Origin of the sequence: Gemmobacter nectariphilus DSM 15620 (assembly GCF_000429765.1) — a bacterium.
Classification (GTDB): domain Bacteria; phylum Pseudomonadota; class Alphaproteobacteria; order Rhodobacterales; family Rhodobacteraceae; genus Wagnerdoeblera; species Wagnerdoeblera nectariphila.
Map to the genome: position 1 here is coordinate 88,084 of NZ_AUCM01000007.1, position 17,490 is coordinate 105,573.

At 64.7% G+C, this 17,490-nt stretch carries 17 protein-coding genes; 10 read left to right on the top strand and 7 right to left on the bottom strand.

Annotated elements, in window-relative coordinates; genetic code table 11:
- Positions 1–39: 39 nt before the first annotated feature.
- Positions 40–1,572: a type 2 periplasmic-binding domain-containing protein gene (locus tag G481_RS0108610; RefSeq protein ID WP_035025570.1), complete on the bottom strand. Its 1,533-nt coding sequence runs from the start codon at positions 1,570–1,572 to the stop codon at positions 40–42.
- A gap of 27 nt (positions 1,573–1,599) precedes the next feature.
- Complete coding sequence (locus G481_RS0108615) at positions 1,600–2,652, bottom strand: NAD(P)-dependent alcohol dehydrogenase (protein WP_028029680.1); 1,053 nt, start codon at positions 2,650–2,652, stop codon at positions 1,600–1,602.
- A gap of 300 nt (positions 2,653–2,952) precedes the next feature.
- Here G481_RS0108615 and G481_RS0108620 point away from each other — a divergent pair, with 300 nt between their 5' ends.
- A complete protein-coding gene (locus tag G481_RS0108620) occupies positions 2,953–4,812 on the top strand; it encodes a sigma-54-dependent Fis family transcriptional regulator (RefSeq protein ID WP_028029681.1) in 1,860 nt (619 codons plus the stop codon).
- Here the strand turns inward: G481_RS0108620 and G481_RS0108625 are convergent.
- A complete protein-coding gene (locus tag G481_RS0108625; protein WP_035025611.1) occupies positions 4,800–6,035 on the bottom strand; it encodes an RNA polymerase factor sigma-54 in 1,236 nt (411 codons plus the stop codon). The genes G481_RS0108620 and G481_RS0108625 overlap by 13 nt on opposite strands.
- A gap of 32 nt (positions 6,036–6,067) precedes the next feature.
- On the opposite strand from G481_RS0108625, the gene G481_RS23280 reads away from it, so the two are divergent.
- Positions 6,068–7,036 carry a hypothetical protein gene (locus G481_RS23280; protein ID WP_154664559.1) on the top strand — a complete coding sequence of 323 codons (969 nt, stop codon included), beginning with the start codon at positions 6,068–6,070 and terminating at the stop codon, positions 7,034–7,036.
- On the opposite strand, the gene G481_RS0108635 is transcribed toward G481_RS23280, so the two are convergent.
- The 3 genes from G481_RS0108635 to G481_RS0108645 are packed head-to-tail and all read right to left on the bottom strand — an operon-like array spanning position 7,011 to position 8,647.
- The gene (locus G481_RS0108635; RefSeq protein WP_028029683.1) at positions 7,011–7,196 is read right to left on the bottom strand and encodes a hypothetical protein; all 186 of its coding nucleotides are present in this window, start codon (positions 7,194–7,196) and stop codon (positions 7,011–7,013) included. The two genes, G481_RS23280 and G481_RS0108635, sit on opposite strands and share 26 nt — an antisense overlap.
- A gap of 14 nt (positions 7,197–7,210) precedes the next feature.
- Entirely contained in the window at positions 7,211–8,356 is a 1,146-nt protein-coding gene (locus G481_RS0108640) for a WD40 repeat domain-containing protein (RefSeq protein WP_051294400.1), read from the bottom strand.
- A 9-nt stretch (positions 8,357–8,365) separates the two neighbouring features.
- Positions 8,366–8,647 (bottom strand): hypothetical protein, encoded by a 282-nt coding sequence (locus tag G481_RS0108645; protein ID WP_028029685.1) that lies wholly within the window; start codon positions 8,645–8,647, stop codon positions 8,366–8,368.
- Positions 8,648–8,679: 32 nt separating this feature from the next.
- Between G481_RS0108645 and G481_RS0108650 the strand changes: the two genes are divergently transcribed.
- Positions 8,680–8,937, top strand: coding sequence for a hypothetical protein (locus G481_RS0108650; protein WP_028029686.1), 258 nt, complete (start codon positions 8,680–8,682; stop codon positions 8,935–8,937).
- A 5-nt stretch (positions 8,938–8,942) separates the two neighbouring features.
- Here G481_RS0108650 and G481_RS0108655 read toward each other — a convergent pair whose 3' ends face one another.
- The gene (locus G481_RS0108655) at positions 8,943–9,392 is read right to left on the bottom strand and encodes a hypothetical protein (protein ID WP_028029687.1); all 450 of its coding nucleotides are present in this window, start codon (positions 9,390–9,392) and stop codon (positions 8,943–8,945) included.
- Between the two features lie 729 nt (positions 9,393–10,121).
- On the opposite strand from G481_RS0108655, the gene G481_RS0108660 reads away from it, so the two are divergent.
- The 7 genes from G481_RS0108660 to G481_RS0108690 all read left to right on the top strand — a co-directional run bounded on the left by G481_RS0108660 (position 10,122) and on the right by G481_RS0108690 (position 17,457).
- Positions 10,122–11,789, top strand: coding sequence for an aromatic/alkene/methane monooxygenase hydroxylase/oxygenase subunit alpha (locus G481_RS0108660; protein ID WP_028029688.1), 1,668 nt, complete (start codon positions 10,122–10,124; stop codon positions 11,787–11,789).
- Positions 11,790–11,887: 98 nt separating this feature from the next.
- Positions 11,888–12,946: an NADH:ubiquinone reductase (Na(+)-transporting) subunit F gene (locus G481_RS0108665; protein ID WP_028029689.1), complete on the top strand. Its 1,059-nt coding sequence runs from the start codon at positions 11,888–11,890 to the stop codon at positions 12,944–12,946.
- A gap of 50 nt (positions 12,947–12,996) precedes the next feature.
- Positions 12,997–14,055, top strand: coding sequence for an aromatic/alkene monooxygenase hydroxylase subunit beta (locus G481_RS0108670; RefSeq protein ID WP_028029690.1), 1,059 nt, complete (start codon positions 12,997–12,999; stop codon positions 14,053–14,055).
- A 12-nt stretch (positions 14,056–14,067) separates the two neighbouring features.
- A complete protein-coding gene (locus tag G481_RS0108675) occupies positions 14,068–14,439 on the top strand; it encodes an MmoB/DmpM family protein (protein ID WP_028029691.1) in 372 nt (123 codons plus the stop codon).
- A 65-nt stretch (positions 14,440–14,504) separates the two neighbouring features.
- Positions 14,505–15,584: an NAD(P)-dependent alcohol dehydrogenase gene (locus tag G481_RS0108680; RefSeq protein WP_028029692.1), complete on the top strand. Its 1,080-nt coding sequence runs from the start codon at positions 14,505–14,507 to the stop codon at positions 15,582–15,584.
- 30 nt (positions 15,585–15,614) lie between these two features.
- Entirely contained in the window at positions 15,615–16,637 is a 1,023-nt protein-coding gene (locus G481_RS0108685; protein ID WP_028029693.1) for an amidohydrolase family protein, read from the top strand.
- A gap of 4 nt (positions 16,638–16,641) precedes the next feature.
- Positions 16,642–17,457: an iron-sulfur cluster assembly protein gene (locus G481_RS0108690; protein WP_028029694.1), complete on the top strand. Its 816-nt coding sequence runs from the start codon at positions 16,642–16,644 to the stop codon at positions 17,455–17,457.
- Positions 17,458–17,490 lie beyond the last annotated feature (33 nt).

Consider the following 17,490-nt stretch of genomic DNA (forward strand, 5'->3'; position numbering starts at 1 on the left):
GCGGGCGGAGGGCCGGGCTGGCCCTCCATGCGGATGCGCTCAGCGGTCTTCCAGCGCCACGACGTTCGCATAGGCCTCGCGCACGCGGTCGGCGCCGATCCGGCCGACGATGGCGGTCCATTCGGCGGCCACGCCGTCCAGCGCCTGTTGCGGTGACTGTTCGCCCGATTGCGCACGGGCCACCCCGGCGGCAAGTGACGACATGAACTCGCCCACCCCCGGTACGCGCAGGTCGAAAACCTGGTTCGGCGCAGTGTCGATGCCCTTCAGCGTTGCGGTATAGGTTTCCGCGACGGCGGCGTTCCAACCCATTTCCGTCTCGTAGAAGGCCGGGTCGAAATGGGTGTCGCGATAGGGGTTGATCCCGAAGCGCCCGATCTGAAGATCGGCCAGCGTATTGGCCTCGTTCGCAAAGAAGCACAGATAGTCGAAGGCCATGTCCTTGTTGGCGCTGTCCTTCGCCACCGCCGAGGTCCAGCCCCAGGTGACATAGGCGACGCGGTTGGGCGTGTCGAATGTGTCCCACTGGCCGGTCTTGCGGTTCCAGACCTCTTTCGCCCCCGGCAGGATCGCGGCCGCCACCTTGTTGCGGATCGGGCTGTCCTCCTGCATCGCCTGGATGAAGGCATCGTCCCAGCTGTAGGACATCAGCGTCTGTCCGCCGCCGAACGAGAAAATCTCGTCCCCCAGCCCGAAAGAGGTGCCACCGGGCGGCATGGCGGCCTGCGCCGCGACGAACAGTTCCAGCCCGCGCACCCAGCCGGGCGTGTTGACCAGCGGGGTCATGGTTTCCAGATCGAAGAAGAACCCACCCTTCACATCCGGGTGCTTGGCGTAGGGCGCGACCCGGCTGATGAAGGCCGAGAACATCAGATCATCGCGCTTCGTCACTTCGGCGGTGCCGAAATTGGGCGCCCCGTCGCCGTCCCAATCCATGTTGGTGAAAACCGAGGCGACCTCGTTGTAGTCTTCCCAGGTGGCGGGCACGGTCAGCTCGCGCCCGGTCTTTTCCTTGAACAGGGCCTGCATCTCGGGGTTCGAGAACACATCCGAGCGGTATTTCAGGTAATGGCGATCGCCATCCATGGTGTATTGCAGCATCCGGCCCTGCCAGCCGGCGATGCCGCGATAGGTTTGCGTGACCTCCTTCATCCCCGCGACGTCCTGATAGGCGGCGGGAACCTCGGCCAGATAGGGGTTGAAATCCCCAAGCCAGAGCGATCCGTAGAACAGCACGTCATAGGCGGCCTGTCCGGTCTGAAACGGGATCATGATGCGCTGGAACAGATCGCCGAAGGGCACATGCACCACATTGACCGTGGCCCCGGTGAGTTCCTGGAACTGCCCGGCATGCAGGGCGGTCGGCTCTCCGATCACCGGGATCGCATGGGTGATGATGTTCAGCGTGCGGCCCGTGTAGTCCTTGGCGTCGATCGTCTCGAAGCTGCACATGCCCGGCACATCGGCCTTGATGCCGTACTGGCTGTAATCCCGGGCCGTGGCCATGCCGGTTGCAAGGCCAAGCGCCACGGATGCGTAAAGCATGCGCTTCAGCGCGGTGGTGGTTTTCATGTCTGTCTTCCCTTGGATGGTCGCGGCTCAGGGCACCAGAACGGCGCGGCCGCGGATCTTGCCGTGATGCAGGTCGCGCAGCGCCTGATTGGCCTCGGACAGGCGGTAATGTCGGGTCGCCAGCTCCACGAGGCCGCGATCGGCCAGGGCCATCAGCTCGGTCAGTTCGGCCCAGGTGCCGACCAGATTGCCGATGATGTTCTTTTCGGTGATCACCATGTCGACGGTGGGCACGCGGATATCCTCGCCATAGCCGACGACATAATAGCTGCCCGCCGCGCGGGTCATGTCGAGGCCCTTCTTCGTGGTGCCTTTCTCGCCCACGAAGTCGATCACCGCCTCGGCGCCCTTGCCGCCGGTCAGGGCCAGCACCGCCTCGACCTCGCCGCCATCCGCCTTCACCAGATGGTCGGCCCCATGTTCGCCAGCCAGCGCCAGCGAGGTGTCGGAGATGTCGACCACGATGATGCGCGCCGCGCACATCGCCCGCAGCACCTGAATGCCGATATGGCCCAGACCGCCTGCGCCGATCACCACCGCCGCCTGATCGGGCAGCAGTTGCTGCGCTGCCTTCTTGGCCGCACGATAGGCGGTCAGCCCCGCATCGGCATAGGGCGCGACATCCCTGGGGGCGAGCGTCCTGGGCAGGGCAATCAGGTTGCGCGACGATGTCAGCAGCGCCTCGGCATAGCCGCCATTGCTGTCGAGCCCCGGAAACTTGCCGTCGCCATGCATGTCATGGCCGCGACGGCAGGCAATGCAGGTGCCGCCCGTGACCTTTGGATGCACGATCACCGGATCGCCCTTCCTGAACCCTTCGACCTCGGCGCCGACCTCTTCGACCCAGCCTGCGTTCTCGTGTCCCATGATCAGGGGCAGCAGGCCCGTTCCCGTAGGATCGGTATGCGGGCGCCAGATCCCCTCGATGATATGCAGGTCGGTGCGGCAGACGCCCGCGCCGCCGATGCGCACGATCACGTCGTTCGACTTGATGATCCGCGGGTCCGGCACAGTTTCCTCCGTCACCCAGACGGGTGCGGTCAGGGCCGGGTCATAGTGATGAAGAACCTGTGCTTTCATGGTCTGGCGAGCCTCCTGGTGACCGCCCTCCCCGGCGGTGATGGGGCCAGTTTCGGTGGTGGCAGGGGGCGCGGCAACGAAAGCCGATGCTGCGGATGCAGCCGTTCGCAGACTGAACGAATGCGCCGGAACTGCCGTTCAGGAACTGGACGCCCGCCCGCGCAACTGCCCGAGAGGCCATGCAAAATGCCTGGGTGTTCACAAACTGGACGATTGACCGCGAATCATCCGCCGCCGTTGACAGGGCGCCCGCAGCAGATACGCTCGGGACTGGCCAAGGATCGGGGAGGAGACGCGGCCATGGACTTGCAGACCTCGGCCCTTGGCCGTGCGCGGCATATGCTGGAAACGCAGGGGCGGTTCCCGGGTGGCGCCCTGCCGGGCGACATCACCGAAAGCTGGCTGCGCAGCCTGTCGCACGGGCTGGACCCGCTGGCGCGCAGCCAGCGGCTGATCCTGTCAGAGGTGGAGTTCAACGCCACCCGGCAGACCCATGCCGACCTGATCCGCTTTGCCCGGCCCGAGCTGGAGCTGCTTTACGACCAGATCGCCGGGTCCAATTTCATGATCGCGCTCGGATCGCCTGACGGGGTGGTGCTGGACACGCTGCAAGATACCCAGTTTGCCGAAACCGAGGCAGGCGCGCAGGTCGTGCCCGGCTCGGTCTGGAGCGAGGATCTGCGCGGCACCAATGCCATGGGCGTGTGCATCGCGACAGGACGCCCGGCGCAGGTCTATGGCGGCGAGCATTTCCTGCGCGCGCATGGCGATGTCTCGTGCATCAGCGCGCCGATTTTTGACGGGGCGGGGCGGCTGGCAGGGGTGCTGGATGCCTCGTCAATGTCGGCGGTGCGCCAACAGCACACCGCCGCGCTGGTGCAGATGGCTGCCAGCAGCATCGAGAACAGCCTGATCCGGTCCGGCCATGACCGGCGGATCGTGCTGCAATTTCATCCTCGGCCCGAATATCTGGGCACGCTGTCGACGGGTGTGCTGGTGCTGGATGACGATCTGACGCTCCATGCCATCAACCGCCGGGGCGAGATGTTCCTGACCGGCTTTCCGCGCCTGCTGGGCGAAAGCTTCGATCGCATCTTCGAACAGCCCTTCGCGGCGATCCAGCAGCGTCTAGTCGAGGGCGAGACGCTGCGGGTCAGGGACCGGATCGGATCTGCGGTGTCGCTGCGCTGCGTTGCGAACCGCGCGAGTTTCGCTCTGGCGCGGCGTCTGATCCCGGTGAGGGCAGAGCCGGGCACCGCGCCGGCGCGCAACCTGTTCCGCGATGTCGTCATCGACGACCCCGCGCTGTGGCAAAGGTTGCAGGCCCTGCCCGATGCCGCAAGGCGCGGCGCGGCCATCGCGATCACGGGCGAGACCGGCACCGGCAAGGCCCTGATCGCCCGGCTGGCCCATGCCGCCAGCGAACGGCCAGGTCCGCTGGTCACGCTGGACGGGCGCATGCTGGCCGAGGGTGATTTCGCCCGTGTCTGTCTGGGCAGCGATGCCGATCCGGGGCTGCTTCAGCAGGCGGCTGGCGGCACGCTGTTTCTGGACGAGGTGACCGATCTGCCGGTGGTGGCGCAGGCCGCGCTGGCGGGGGTGCTGGATATCGGCGAATACCGCCACCCCGAGACAGGGGCGGTGGTGCGCACCGATCTGCGGGTGGTCTGCGCCACCAGTGCCCCGGCGGCATTGTCCGGCCTGCTGCCCGCGCTGCGCTACCGGCTGGAAGGCTTTCGGCTTGATCTGCCACCGCTGCGGCTTCGCAGCGATCTGGCCGCGCTGGCGCAACGGTTTGCCCGCTCTGTCCGCCCGGATGCCCGGATGACCGAGGCGGCGCTGGCCCGTCTTGCCGCGCATGACTGGCCTGGCAACCTGCACGAATTGCGCGCCATCGTTTCGCAGGCCATGCTGATGCGCCCCGACGGCGCGCTGGAGGCGCAGGATTTCGACGCGCTTTTGCCGGGGGCCCCCGCCAGACCCGCGCCTCCTGGCGCCACCTGTTGCCCGCAATGCGCCGGCGTTCCCTGGAAAGAGGACCAGTGCCAGAATATCCGCACGGTCGTGGCGCGGCTCGAGGGCAATGTCTCGCGCGCTGCGCGGATTCTGGGCATGTCCCGCACGACGGTCTACAAACACCTGAAGGATCAGGCCCCCTGACGGCGGCGGCGCGCACGGGGTGGAATGCCCAGCTCTTGCCGGAACTTGGCGACGGTCCTGCGCGCAAGGGCCATGCCTTCGGCCGACAGCAGGGCAGTCAGCGCCGCATCGTCCAGCGAATCGGCAGGATTTTCCGCGGCGACAAGCTGCGCCAGCCGGTGCCGGATCGCGGCAGAGGCCGGCACGGGGCCCGCCCGGCGCGGGCCGCTGTCGAAAAGGCTGCACAGGCTGCGCATCCCCTGCGGCGTTTCCACCAGAAGATCGCGCGCGACGCGGCCCACCGTGCTGTCATGCAGCCCAAGCTCTGCCGCGATCTCGGTCCGTCGCAACGCGACCAGCGCGCGTGCCCCGTGATCCAGAAACCCGCCCTGCCGCAGCAGCACCGCGCGGGCCACTGCAAGGACGGTGCGGTTGCGCCGCTCCACGATGGTGGCCAGCCAGGCCGCTTCGATGCGCGCCGCCCGCGTCGCGGCGCAGGCGTCGGGCGCCGGGCTGACGCTGAGCACGGGCAGGGTGGACCGGTTCAGCGCCACCTCCCAGCCCGCCGCCCCGCGTGACACGATCACATCGGGCGCCCGCAGCGGCGCGGTTCCGCCGCCGAAGGCCAGACCGGGGCGCGGGTCCATCCGGCGCAGCGCGGCAAGCACGGTGGCAACCGCGTCCTGTGGCAGTCCCGTCGCGGCGGCCACCGCAGGCGCGCCGCCTTCGGCCAGCCGGCCGATATGCGCCAGAACCAGCGCCATGGCTGGCGTCATCTGACCGCGATCCTGCGCTTGCAGACGCAGGCAATCGGCCAGATCGCGGGCAAACAGCCCCACCGGCTCCACCGCCGCTTGCAGCGCGGCCAGCATCGCCTCGGCCCGGTGCAGCGCACGTCCGGCACCACTGGCAATCTCGGCCACCGGGCGATCCAGCCAGCCGTTGCCATCCAGCGCCTCGACAAAGGCCATCGCCAGCGCCTCGTCCGCACGGGCATCGGCGATCAGGCGCAACTGCGCCATGACATGCGCATAAAGCCCGCCCGAGGTATCGGCCTGCTCGACCTCGCCGCCGCCGGTCCCCGCACCCCCAGGCAGCCGCAGGCGCAGAAAGGGATTGGCGGCTGCCCGCCGCGCCAGATGATCGGCCAGCCCCTCGTTGGTCAGCCGCAGCAGGCCAACCGCCTGGATCTGCCGGAAACCCAGGGTTTGACGCTGGCTTTGCGTCTGACGAGGCGATACCATCAACTTGCCCAACCTGTTTCAGGGAAACGACTTTGGCGACATTTTCCCCGGATCGTCCGATCGGACCCGAGCGTTTCTACAGCGCCATGACGTCGCAACTGGCCGCGCGGCTGCGCCAGATGTGGTCGGCGCGCGGGCATGATCTGGACCGGATCTGGGGCGAGTGCATCCGGGGCCTGCCGGGGTTCCGCCCGCTGCCGCCCGGCATCCCCGAGGCCGACAGCCGTGCGCATGACGGCCTTTGCCTGTTCGATCAGGCGCTGATCTGGATCATCTCGCTGAACCGTGCCGCCGAGGCGGGCAGCCGCGTCGCCGGCCTGCGGCTGAGCGGGCCGCAGCTTTGCGCGCTGCATCTGTTGTCCGGGCGGCTGATCGAGACGGTTTCGGCCCTGCGGCTGCTGGTCCTGTCGGAACTGTCGGTGCCCGCGCTGCAACTGGCGCGGTCGGTGTCCGAGGATGTAGACATGCTGCTGGCACTGCTGCTGCGCCCGCGTCTGGCGCAGCAATTCGTCGCCTGCCGCACCGCCGACGAGGCGAATGATTTCTGGCGCCGTCATATCGCGGGCGGGCGGGCCTTCCGGCTGGTCGCGGAAAAGCTTTACAGCATCGGTCTCGATTATTCGGACCAAAGCGAATACGGCCAGTGGCGGCGCGAGGTTCTGACGCTGCTGGGCAGCGCGGTCCACAGCTCGCCCCTTGGACGGCGCGGGCAGGGCAAGGAGACCGCCTGGCCCGCCAATCCGGTGGCCTGCGACTGTCTGGATTTCGTGACGCATCGGCTGCATGAGCTTTGTGCCTGGGCGCATCTGCTGGAAAGCGGTCTGGGCGAGGATCTGGCCTGCATCGCGGAACGCGCGCCCTCAGAATCGGCGCTGCTGGCCTTCGCCGCCGGATCGCGCGACATCCTGCTGGATCAGATGCGCTGGACCATGGCCGGGCAGGGCGAGGCAGCGGCCACCGCCCCGCCCCGACCGCTCAGTGGCGGGCAGGCGGTTCACTGATCTTGTCGCTGGCAACCCAGCGCGCGGCCAGAACAAGCGTTCCCATCGCGAAATCCTTGCCATGCGCCGCGATCATGTCCTCCGAGATTTCCGCGATCCGCGCAAAGAACGCATCCTTGCTGGCATCCTCGTCCGTCCGGCTTTGCTGGGTTTCGGTCATGTCGGTTCCTTTCCTCATTTGAAAAGTTGTGGCGGCAGCGTCACCAGTGCCGCTTCGCCATTTGCAGTGCCGATCGCCAGATGAAGACCATCGGCCGACCAGGCGAGCGCGGTGACCGCCGCACCATCGGCATGACGCAGCGGCATCTCCTCGGCCCGTCCGGCCTGGGCAATGGCGACGGCGCCATCCGCCGTGCCAAGGGCAATCAGGTCGCGGGCGGGATGGGCGGCCACCTTGTCGATCAGCACCAGACCGGAACGCCCGGTTTTCAAGGCGCCCGTCGTCTCGTTGTCGAAAGGCGGCGTGGCAAGGGACCAGCCTGCCGCGCGGAAGGCGCCAGAGGCGAAAACCGCATCCGCTGCGCGGCTGAAGGCGACCGAGGTGGGCGCCGCACGAAATTTGCCGATCCGCGCGATCTGCCCGTCCTGCCGCTGCAGCAGCCAGATCCCGTCCGTGCCATTGGACCCGACAAGCCAGCGCCCGTCCGCCGAAAAGCCGATGGGGCCGCTGCCGCCCAGCGGGAACAGATCATATCCCTTGCGCGGCTGCCCGATGATCAGGCTTTCCTTCAGCGCCACCGCAAGCGAGTGGTCATCTGGTGCAAAGGCAAGCGCATGGGCCGGGCCGGGGGTCAGAAGTCCCGCCTGACGCGCCATGCCGACCTCGTCATGCAGATCGGCCCTGCCATCGCGGGCGATGGCCAGCTGTCCCAGCCCGTCCGCCGCCAGAGCAAAGATCGGCTCGGCCTTGTTGCACAGCGAAATCACCTGCCCGCGCGGCGTCACGCGATGGATACGCCCGTCACGGCCCGCCGCGACCAGACCGATCATGTTCGACGGCACCAGCATCGGCGCGCCGGTGGCAAGCTCGGGTGTGAGGATCGGTTGCGCCACCGGCCTTTCACGCGGACGGATGGTGCTGCGGCCGGAATCCGCCTCGACCCGCATCCGGGCCAGGGGGGACTCCGGGTCGTCCAGCGGCATCAGCGCCACACGGCCATCCGCCAGCGCGAAACCCGCCGCCTTGCCCGCCCTGTCCAGCGCGACATCGGTGATGGCGGCCTCCAGCGTCCAGCTCCGGGCCAGCAGGTCAAACAAGGGGGATTGCGCCGCTTTCGCCGGTTGCTGGGCTGGCGCGGCAGGGGCAATGGTCTGGGTCATGGTCGCTCCTTATTTCAATGCGGCCAGTTCTTGCCCGAGGGCGCTGAGCCGGTGTTCCAGATCCTGAATCTTCACTTCGCAGGACTCGGCTGCGAACTTCGCGGCAATTTCGCTGCGTTCGGCCGCGATCAACTGCGGCTCTGGCCCGTCCTCGGCCATCTGGCGGGCAAAACCGGCCGCCGCGACCCGCTGCAACAGGCGGTGATATTCGCCGGTCAGGACACAAAGATCGGCGGTCAGACGAAACTGATCTGCCAGAACCTCTTGCGCGCCGCGCATGTCTTTTGTCATCTTGCCCCCCGTTGGCCGCCGTGGAGCGACAGATGACGCCGCCCGATCCTGAAACGCGTTTCCTTGCCGCCCTTGCGCAGGCCGCCGCAGGTGAGCTGGGCGCAGACCATCCGCTTGCCCGTGCCGCGACCGATGACCGCGATGCCCGGCTGGCGCAGGAGCGGCTTGCGGCCCTGCCCGAGGCCGTGCGCGAGCGCGTGCTGACCGTTGCGCATCGTCTGATGCGCGAGGATCTGGCGGCTATCTGGTCTTTCCTGCCCGGCGCCGCGCAGTCCGGCGGAATGCATTGATACGCTCATGACCGGGCCTCGCGCAGCGCGGCCTCGTCGGCGTTCAGCCCGGCGACCACGCGCGCGATCCCTTGGCTGAAGCGCCGTTCTGCCATGTCGATCTGGCTCGCCAGCGCATCCCAGATATCGACGCGCATCAGGGTTTCGACATCGCCGGTCAGGATCTCGATTTCGCCCAGCCGGAAGCTGCGGGCCAGCGAGACGCCGGTCACCACAAAGTCGCGCAGTTCGACCGCGTGGCTGTCGATGAAGAACGGCAGCAGCGGGTGGCTTTCGGGCGTGACCCCGGCCGCGGACAGCCGGGCCTCCAGAAAGCGGCGGAAATGGGTGTGCAGGATTTCCTGGCTCTGGCCGATGAACTGCATGGTGAACACCAGATCCTGCGGCGCCCGGGCCACCATCGCCTCGGCGGTGCGGCGGGCGGGATTCTGGTCTACGGGAAGCGGATCAGACATTGTGACGGCTTTCTGCAACCGGGCCGGACCAGGCCGGCGATTGTGCCGATCATAGCAGGAACAGGGCGGCCCAAGAAGCAGGACCGTCTTATTAAGATGATGATTACAAAAGGTAAAATGAGGGTCAGGCGTTACGGATGTAACATTTTGTGCCGGTCGGCAGTTACAGTTTCCGTGGCGCGTTACATGCTGCGGCGCCGCACCAGTTTTCTGCCTTACAGCAAGACCCGTACCGCTGCGAATCACACCCGAACCGGGGTCAAAGGGCCGAGGCGTTACAGTTTTGCGTAATGTAACGGCGAGAGGCCGTAACAAGTGTAACGGAATGCAACGCCCCCACCCCAAGAGCACATCTGGCCGCCCGCGGGCAGCCAGCAAAATGTGCAAGAAATAAAACCAAATACTTTCAGAGCATTAACAGAAAGGCTCCAGGGAACCTCGGGGAAACCGCGTCCAAAACCCCGATCTGGTACAGCCTCTGCATGTATCCCAGACACAAGAAGGCGGCTCCCCGTGCAGGGCGCCCCACAAGAACGAAGGAATGGGAGGAGAAGCGCGGCCACCGGAGACGACCAGCACGCTGATGCAGTCGCTTGCGGTTTCCTGGCCCCGTTACCCGCAACCTTTGCCGTGACCTGACCCGGCCCACCGGCCGGACAAGCCTGGGCGGAGCCTCCGCCCACCGGCCCGGAAATCTGTCCGTGCCGTCAACATCAGGAGACTCATGGCATGACTCAACTGACGCTCAACAAGATCACCGCACAGCGCGGGATCTCGGTCGGCGAAGCGACAAAGAAGATCTCGGATCTTGGCTGGAACCCCAGCTATGTCCAGGAAGCCGCGACCTTCCCGACCGACTACAAGATCAACAAGGCCCCGCGCGACCCGATGAAGCAGGTGCTGCGGTCCTACTTCCCAATGCAGGAAGAAAAGGACAACCGGGTTTACGGCGCACTGGACGCCGCGCTGCGCGGCGACATGTTCCGCAACGTGCAGCCGCGCTGGGTGGAATGGATGAAGCTGTTCCTGGCGATCATCCCGTTCCCGGAAATCTCGGCCGCGCGCTCGATGGCCATGGTGGCGCGCATCGCCCCCGGCGAAGACCTGCGCACCGGCTTTACCATGCAGATGGTCGACGAGTTCCGCCACTCCACCATTCAGATGAACCTGAAGAAGTGGTATATGGAGAACTACATCGACCCGGCGGGCTTCGACATCACCGAAGAGGCTTTCGGCAAGTGCTATGCCACCACCATCGGCCGTCAGTTCGGCGAAGGCTTCATCACCGGCGACGTGATGACTTCGGCCTGCATGTATCTGACGGTTGTCGCCGAAACCGCCTTCACCAACACGCTGTTCGTGGCCATGCCGTCGGAAGCCGCCCGCAACGGCGACTACGCGCTGCCCACCGTGTTCCTGTCGGTGCAGTCGGACGAAAGCCGCCATATCGGCAACGGCCACTCGCTGCTGATGGCGGCGCTGAAAGAGCCGGAAAACCACCTGCTTCTGGAACGCGACCTGCGCTATGCGTTCTGGCAGAACCACGCCATCGTTGACGCCGCCATCGGCACGCTGATCGAATACGGCACCACCAACCGCGACAAGGAAAAGGAATCCTACGCGGAAATGTGGCACCGCTGGATCTTCGAGGACTACTACCGCACCTACATGCTGCCGCTCGAGAAGTACGGCATCAAGGTGCACCATGACGATGTTCAGGAAGCCTGGAACCGCATCACCAAGAAGAACTATGTCCACAAGGTCGCGCAGTTCTTCGCAGTCGGCTGGCCGGTGAACTTCTGGCGGATCGAAGCCCAGACCGACAAGGACTTCGAATGGTTCGAGAACAAGTATCCGGGCTGGTATGCCGAATTCGGCGAATTCTGGAAATGGTATGCCAAGCTGTCGAAGCCGGGCCAGAAGGTCATCACCTTCAACGAGGAAACCGGCTACGTCTATCCGCATCGTTGCTGGTCGTGTCTGGTGCCCTGCCTCATCCGCGAGGACATGGTGGTCGATGAAATCGACGGCCAGATCCACACCTTTGCGCATGAGCTGGACCGCTGGACCGCCGTCGAGGCCTTCTCGAGCGAATATCAGGGCCGGCCGACCCCGGCCATGGGCAAGTTCTCGGGCAAGCGCGAGTGGGAAACCGTCTATCACGGCTGGGATCTCGCCGATGCGATCAAGGATCTGAACTTCGTGCGCGACGACGGCAAGACCCTGGTGCCGCAGCCGCATCTGCGGTTCGACAACAAGGACATGTGGACGCTTGATGACGTGCGCGGCCACACCCTGCTGTCTCCGCTGACGCTGCTGCGTCAAATGACCCCCGAGGCGCGTGCCAAGCACATCGCCGAATACAAGGCGGGCTTCACCATCAATCCCTGCAACTGAGCGGGCAGGGCGGGGGCCATCGCAGGCCCCCGCCAGTGACCGGAACTGACCAGGCGGCCCGGCGGGCTGCCCGACTGACGGCGGGGAGGCCGGACAGAATGGGAGATGTTTACACCGTAAGGCTCGAGCCGGTGGGCGTGGAATTCGAGGTGGAAGAGGATGAAACCGTCCTTGACGCCGCATTCCGCCAGGGCATCGCGCTGCCGCATGGCTGCAAGGAGGGGCAGTGTTCCGCCTGCAAATGCGTGCTTCTCGACGGCGAGGTCGAGATGCTGAAATATTCGACCTTTGCCCTGAACGATGCAGACCGCGATGGCGGCCAGATCCTGATGTGCCGGGCAAAGGCCTTTGACAATCTGACGATCGACCTTCTGAACTATGACGAGGAGGTCCTGTCGAAATCCATTCCGGTCAAGACCTTCGAAGGCAGGATCACGGATTTCCGGAAGCTCACGCATGACATCCGCGGCGTTGAGATCGAGCTGAATGCGCCGCTCAAGTTCTGGGCGGGTCAGTATGTCGACATCACAGTCACCACGGAAGAAGGGGAGACGATCACGCGTTCGTTCTCCATGGCAAATCCGCCGAGCGAAACCCAAAGGCTCTCCTTCATCATCAAAAAATACCCCGAAGGAAAGTTCTCCAACCAGCTCGACAACGGAGGAATCCGGGCCGGAGCGGAAGTGACGGTGGTCGGCCCCTACGGCATGTGTTTCCGCCGCGAGAACCGCGAGGGGCCGGTGGTGCTGGTGGGTGCCGGGTCGGGCATGTCGCCGGTCTGGTCGATCCTGCACGACCATATCGAAAGCGGCGAGGACCGGCCGGTCTATTTCTTCTACGGCGCACGGACCGAGGATGACCTGTTCCACCTCGACCGGCTGGCTGCCATCACCGCCGAACATCCCTCGGTGACCTTCATCCCCGTCCTGTCGCATGCCCCCGAGGGCAGCGGCTGGACCGGCGAGCGCGGCTTCGTTCACGAGGCGGTGGACCGCAGGTTGAAGGCGCTGGGGCTGGAAGGGCAGGGCGATGTCTATGCCTGTGGCCCGCCGCCGATGATCGACGCGCTGACGCCCACGCTCTTCATGCTCGATTTCGAAAGCGAGCGGATTTTCTACGACAAGTTCACCACGACGTCCGGTTCGTCGGGCCATTAAGGCGGCCCGACCGCTCGTCCACGTGAAAGTACCATCAAGGGAGAGAGACCATGACAGCAACCTCCAGCTCTGTCGGTTCCGGGGCGGCAGGCGCCGCGATTTTTGCCGGATCGACCAGTCGCAAATACAATTACTTCGAGCCGCGCGGCAAACGCGCGACCCATTACGAGGATGTCACCTGTGACGTGCAGCCCGATCCCGAACGCTATCTGATCCAGGACTGGATCATCAGCTTCGGCAACGGCAAGGGCGCCTATACCAAGGACAACACCAAGGCGCTGTCCTCGAACTGGCACGCCTTCCGCGCGCCCGACCAGGAATGGGAACGCACCCATTACCAGCGCCAGTCCAAGATCGAGACCATGGTGCAGGCGGTCATCGGCAATGCCCGCAAGGCCGGCGCGCACATGGCCTTTGACAAGGTGTGGCAGCGCATCCTGCAAGTGCATCTGGGCGCATGGAAACATGCCGAATTCGGCCTTGGCACCTCGCTCATGCAGGCGCAGCGCTATGGCTATACCCAGATGATCAACAACGCCACGCTGACCAATTCTTCCTACAAGATGCGGCTGGCGCAGGACATCACGCTGTATCTGGCCGAGATCGGCATGGATATCGAAGGCTGGAGCGACGAGCTGGGCAAGCAGGCCTGGCTTGAAGATCCGATCTGGCAGCCCACCCGCCTTGCGATCGAGACGATCATGGGGTCGGAAGACTATCTGGAGCAGTATTTCGCGATCAACCTGATCTTCGAACCGCTGGTGGGCGAGCTGTTCCGTTCGGGCTTCCTCATGCAGGCGGCGGCGGCGAACAACGACTTCATCACACCTCCGGTGATCTCGGCGGCCGAAGCGGATTACGAACGCAATCTCGCCAATACCATCGACCTGATCTACCTGCTGGCCAATGACGAAAAGCACGGCGCCCACAACCGTGCCCTGTTCAACGGCTGGGTGAGGAAGCACGCCGCTCTGGCCGACAAGGCCGCCGCCGCGCTGCAACCCATCTGGTCGCAACCCCATTCCAAGCCTGTGTCCTTCGCCGATGCCCTGGCCGTCTCGCACGAGCGGCTGGCGCAGATTCTTGGCGAAGTCGGTCTGAGCCACTGAGAGGAGCACCCAATGTCCACCACCGCACGCGACAGCACGAAGAGCAACATCTTCAAGTCCATGAAGGACATCGACCTCAGCAGCCGCGAAATCTCGCATGAATGCGGCGTTACCATGAACGACTCGGTCGAGGCCCGCGCCATCGCCGAATACATGGATCAGGACCCGAAGGTGACGGTCACCTACAACCCGGCGACCATCCGCATCGACGGCGAAGGCAAGCTGATCTTCAAGATGGATGACATCAGCGAATATCTGGGCCGGGAAATGACGGCCGAGATCTTCGAGGTGAATACCTCGACCCACTATGGCCGCATGGTGCGGATCGACGACAACACCGTCATCCTGTTCGGCAACATGGACGAAGTGTTCGAGTTCATCTGAGCGATGCGGAGAGAGCGCCTGCCGCGCTCTCTCCGTTCCTACCATTCGGATCAAGGAGGGCACGCATGGCCCAGATGATGAAGGCGGCAGTGTTCGTCGAGAAGGGGCGCATCGTCCTCGAGGACAAGAAGATCCCCGATGTCGGACCGAACGACGCATTGATGCGCGTGACGACGACCACGATCTGCGGCACGGATATTCATATCCTGAAGGGCGAATACCCGGTCGAGAAGGGCCTGACCATCGGCCACGAGCCGGTCGGCGTGATCGAAAAGCTGGGCTCTGCCGTGAAGGGCTTCCGCGAAGGGCAGCGCGTCATCGCCGGGGCGATCACACCCTCGGGCTGGTCGAATGCCTGCCTGTGCGGGTTCTGTTCACAGGACGGGGCGGGCACCCCCCATGGCTGGAAGGCCATGGGCGGCTGGAAATTCGGCAATACCATCGACGGCTGTCAGGCCGAATATGTGCTGGTGCCCGATGCCATGGCCAATCTGGCGCCGATCCCGGACGATCTGTCCGACGAAGACGTGCTGATATGCCCCGACATCATGTCCACCGGCTTTGTCGGCGCCGAAAATGGCGGCATCAAGATCGGCGACACCGTTGTGGTCTTTGCACAGGGCCCCATCGGCCTTTGTGCCACCGCCGGCGCCAGGCTGATGGGTGCCAGCCGCATCATCGCGGTCGACACCGTGCCCGCGCGTCTGGAAATGGCCCGGCGCATGGGCGCGGACGAGGTGGTGGATTTCAAGGCGTCGAACAATGTCGTCGAGACCATCCTTGAAATGACCAACGGGCGCGGCTGCGATGTCGCCATCGAGGCGCTTGGCCTTCAGGCGACCTTTGAATGGGCGCTGCGCTCGATCCGGCCGGGCGGCACGCTGTCAAGCCTTGGGGTCTATTCCGGCGACCTGAAGATCCCGCTCGATGCCTATGCGGCCGGTCTGGGCGAAAAGACCATCCGTTCGGCGCTGTGTCCCGGCGGAAAAGAGCGGATGCGGCGGATGATGGAAGTCGTGCGCGCAAGGCGCGTCGATTTCAAGGCGCTGGTGACCCATCGCTACAGCCTCGACCAGATCGAGGATGCCTACGAACTTTTCGCCAATCAGCGCGACGGCGTGCTGAAGGTCGCGATCACCACCTGACACCACAACAGAGCATCCAGGGAGGAAATCATGTACAAGACACCCGACGGACAGGACGTCTTCGTTCTCGACTGCCACACCCATTTCTGGGACGGCAGCCCGGCCAACCAGCGCAACGTGCATGGCAAGCAGTTCATCGACTGCTTCTATGCCTATCACACCGCGCTGTCGCCCAAGGAACAGCTTTGGGAGAAATCGAAGTTCGAGAAATATTCGGTCGATGACATCTATCGCGACCTGTTCGTGGATGGCCCCGATGACATGGCCATCATCCAGTCGACCTATCTGCGCGATTTCTACAAGGAAGGCTTTTCGTCCATCGAACGGTCGACCCAGATGGCGCAGGTGAACCCGGGGCGGTTCATCGTCAATGGCGCCTTCGACCCGCGCGATGGCGAAAAGGCGCTGGAATACATCCACTACATGAAAGAGACCTTCGATATCAAAGGGGTCAAGATGTATACGGCCGAATGGAACGGCGATTCCAAGGGCTGGAAACTGACCGATCCCTCGGCCTACAGATGCTTTGAGCTGTGCGAGAAGCTGGGCATCAAGAACATCCATGTTCACAAGGGCCCGACCATCATCCCGCTGTCGAAGGACGCTTTCGACGTGCATGATGTTGATCACGCCGCCACCGATTTCCAGGGCCTGAACTGGATCATCGAACATTGCGGCCTGCCGCGTCTGGATGATTTCTGCTGGATCGCCACGCAGGAAACCAACGTCTACGGCGGTCTTGCCGTGGCGCTGCCCTTCATCCACTCGCGCCCACGCTACTTTGCCGAGGTGATTTCGGAACTGCTGTTCTGGCTTGGCCCCGACAAGATCCTGTTCGGGTCGGACTACGCGATCTGGACGCCGCAGTGGCTGGTTGACCGGCTGTGGAACTTCGAACTTCCAGAAGACATCGCCACCGAGCGTGGCGTGCAGCTGACGGACGAGATCAAGCGCAAGATCCTCGGGCTGAATGCCGCGCGGCTTTACGACATCGACGTCGCCGCCAAGATGCGCGAACTGGCCCAGTCCCCCGTTCGCATCGCGGCGGAGTAAGCCGATGCCAGTGCCGCAAATCCGTGGCGCGCAGGCTAGGGACGTGTGGCGGCGGCTTTCCGCCGTCACCGACCCCGAGCTGGACGAGCCGATCACCGACATGGGGTTTGTCGAACGGCTGGAGGTGTCGCGCAGCGGCGAGGTCGAGATCGACTTTCGCCTGCCGACCTACTGGTGTTCGCCGAACTTCGCCTTCCTGATGGCCGATGGCATCCGCAAGGCCGCCATGACCCCGTCTTGGGTGCGCAAGGTGCGCGTGCAGTTGCAGGATCATTGCTTTGCCGACAAGGTGAATGATGCGATCAACGGCCAGCAGTCCTTCGAGGCGATCTTTGCCGCGCTGACCGAAGGTGGCAATCTGGACGAGGTGCGCGAAACCTTCCGCGAAAAGGCGTTCCTGCGCCGTCAGGAAGCCGTGCTTCAGGGTCTGCGCGCGATGGGCCGGACCGCCGCGCAGATCACGACCCTGACACTGGCCGAGTTCGATGCGCTCAACCTCTCGGGCCATGCCGAAGCAGCGGTGCAAAAGCCGCGCTACCGCGAAATCCTCGTCGGGGACGGGCTGGCGCTGCTGCCCGAAGACCGGGCCTTTGTCACCTGGCGCGGGGATCCCATCGTCGCCGAGGGTCTGCAGGACCATCTGATGCGGCTGCGCGCCCTGCGCATCAACATGGAGTTCAACGGCGCCATGTGCCGTGACCTTGCCGCGGCGCGCTACAAGGAAGTTGTCCGCGACGGAGAGGAGCCGGAGCTGATCGACTTCATCCTGGGGCGGGTTCCGCCACGGGCCTGCGGGGACAGCCAGAGCAGCCGGGGCTGACCACGCCAACCCAACCACCATGAAGGGAGACCG

Excerpts from the sequence above, each read along its gene's own strand:
- G481_RS0108650 (WP_028029686.1), top strand. The coding sequence starts at position 8,680 with ATGACGCCGCCCGATCCTGAAACGCGTTTCCTTGCCGCCCTTGCGCAG.
- G481_RS0108675 (WP_028029691.1), top strand. The coding sequence starts at position 14,068 with ATGTCCACCACCGCACGCGACAGCACGAAGAGCAACATCTTCAAGTCC.
- G481_RS0108615 (WP_028029680.1), bottom strand. The coding sequence starts at position 2,652 with ATGAAAGCACAGGTTCTTCATCACTATGACCCGGCCCTGACCGCACCC.
- G481_RS0108685 (WP_028029693.1), top strand. The coding sequence starts at position 15,615 with ATGTACAAGACACCCGACGGACAGGACGTCTTCGTTCTCGACTGCCAC.
- G481_RS0108660 (WP_028029688.1), top strand. The coding sequence starts at position 10,122 with ATGACTCAACTGACGCTCAACAAGATCACCGCACAGCGCGGGATCTCG.
- G481_RS0108645 (WP_028029685.1), bottom strand. The coding sequence starts at position 8,647 with ATGACAAAAGACATGCGCGGCGCGCAAGAGGTTCTGGCAGATCAGTTT.
- G481_RS0108665 (WP_028029689.1), top strand. The coding sequence starts at position 11,888 with ATGGGAGATGTTTACACCGTAAGGCTCGAGCCGGTGGGCGTGGAATTC.
- G481_RS0108635 (WP_028029683.1), bottom strand. The coding sequence starts at position 7,196 with ATGACCGAAACCCAGCAAAGCCGGACGGACGAGGATGCCAGCAAGGAT.
- G481_RS0108620 (WP_028029681.1), top strand. The coding sequence starts at position 2,953 with ATGGACTTGCAGACCTCGGCCCTTGGCCGTGCGCGGCATATGCTGGAA.
- G481_RS0108655 (WP_028029687.1), bottom strand. The coding sequence starts at position 9,392 with ATGTCTGATCCGCTTCCCGTAGACCAGAATCCCGCCCGCCGCACCGCC.
- G481_RS0108625 (WP_035025611.1), bottom strand. The coding sequence starts at position 6,035 with ATGGTATCGCCTCGTCAGACGCAAAGCCAGCGTCAAACCCTGGGTTTC.
- G481_RS0108670 (WP_028029690.1), top strand. The coding sequence starts at position 12,997 with ATGACAGCAACCTCCAGCTCTGTCGGTTCCGGGGCGGCAGGCGCCGCG.
- G481_RS0108680 (WP_028029692.1), top strand. The coding sequence starts at position 14,505 with ATGGCCCAGATGATGAAGGCGGCAGTGTTCGTCGAGAAGGGGCGCATC.
- G481_RS0108640 (WP_051294400.1), bottom strand. The coding sequence starts at position 8,356 with ATGACCCAGACCATTGCCCCTGCCGCGCCAGCCCAGCAACCGGCGAAA.
- G481_RS0108690 (WP_028029694.1), top strand. The coding sequence starts at position 16,642 with ATGCCAGTGCCGCAAATCCGTGGCGCGCAGGCTAGGGACGTGTGGCGG.
- G481_RS0108610 (WP_035025570.1), bottom strand. The coding sequence starts at position 1,572 with ATGAAAACCACCACCGCGCTGAAGCGCATGCTTTACGCATCCGTGGCG.